At 27.5% G+C, this 502-nt stretch carries 1 pseudogene; it reads right to left on the reverse strand.

The window, feature by feature from the left end:
* Window positions 1-132: 132 nt before the first annotated feature.
* Window positions 133-502 (reverse strand): annotated as a pseudogene (locus HMPREF9131_RS00025) (glyceraldehyde-3-phosphate dehydrogenase); the annotation flags it as partial.

The raw sequence follows: 502 nt of genomic DNA on the forward strand, positions 1-502 counted from the left end.
AATTTTCTAAAATATAGAAAAACTATCAGAAATTTTTTTCTTATACTTATATTCTTTGTAAAATTTTAGAAAACTTATATTAAATGAAAATAGACGAGGATTAAACCTCGCCTAAATTGATATTTTTATTTATTATAAAGATTTACAAACTTTATCTACAAGGTCAATAACTCTTGAAGTATAACCCCATTCATTATCATACCAAGAAACAAGTTTTACCATATTTCCGTTAACTAAAGTAAGTTTTGAATCAAAAATTGAAGAGTGAGAATCACCAATAATGTCAGTTGAAACAAGTTCTTCATCGCTATAAGCTAAGATGCCTTTCATTTCATTTTCTGATGCTTTTTTTATTGCTTCATTTATTTCTTCTTTAGTGGCTTCTTTTTTAAGTTCAAAAGTTACATCAACTAAAGAACCTGTTGGAACAGGAACTCTGATTGCAAAACCTGTTAATATTCCATTTACTTCAGGTAAAACTTTACCTACAGCCTTAGCTGCA

Origin of the sequence: Peptoniphilus sp. oral taxon 836 str. F0141, assembly GCF_000179335.1 — a bacterium.
Taxonomy (GTDB): Bacteria; Bacillota; Clostridia; order Tissierellales; family Peptoniphilaceae; genus Peptoniphilus_A; species Peptoniphilus_A lacrimalis.